General features: G+C 54.7%; 1 protein-coding gene. It reads left to right on the top strand.

Going from position 1 to position 760, the window contains the following annotated elements; translation table 11 throughout:
• The first annotated feature begins 73 nt into the window (after positions 1-73).
• On the top strand, positions 74-586 hold the full coding sequence (locus B7G66_RS08190; RefSeq protein WP_003621016.1) for an RNA pyrophosphohydrolase: 513 nt from the start codon (positions 74-76) through the stop codon (positions 584-586).
• Positions 587-760: the final 174 nt, after the last annotated feature.

Below are 760 nucleotides of genomic sequence, written 5' to 3' on the forward strand. Positions count from 1 at the left end.
CAGCACCGGCAACGCCCTCCGCCCCTGTTGCACCGGCCACGCCGCCTGCCACACCTTCCGTGCCCGCACATCCATGAGCATCAATAAATCCGACCTGCCCTATCGTCCCAATGTGGGGGCCATGCTGTTCAACGCACGGGGCGAAGTGCTGATGGCGCGTCGCACCGACATGCCCGGCGCAGGTGGTCCCGTTACAGAGGGTGTATGGCAATGTCCGCAGGGGGGCATTGATGACGGTGAAACCCCACGACAGGCGGTGATGCGCGAACTGATGGAAGAAATTGGTACCGATCACGCCACCATCATTGGCGAATATCCGCAATGGATCAGCTATGACCTGCCCGATCACCTGATTGGCAAGGCACTTGGCGGTCGATTCCGGGGACAGACACAGAAATGGTTTGCCCTGCGCTTTGCAGGACACGATGGCGATATACGCCTCGACACGCATCTGCCGGCCGAATTCGACATGTGGCAATGGGTGCCTGCTTGCGACATGTCACGGCTTAATGTCGGTTTCAAACGGTCGATCTATGATCAGGTCATGCAGGAATTCAGCCGTTTCGCAAAACCGGCCGGGGCATAGGTCCTGTGGAACAGACCTGCGGGAAAACCATATAAGCTTTCAGGCAGTTTTTAAAAAACTGCCTGTCTTTGGCGCTGTTTTTGCAAACATCCCTTAAAGATTGTTTGAAAACAACGCATTGATAAAAAATAAGAAAAGTTTTTGGGTGCCGCCTTTTTGAAAAAAGGCGGCGTC

The sequence above is a fragment of the Novacetimonas hansenii JCM 7643 genome (assembly GCF_000964405.1).
Lineage (GTDB): Bacteria > Pseudomonadota > Alphaproteobacteria > Acetobacterales > Acetobacteraceae > Novacetimonas > Novacetimonas hansenii.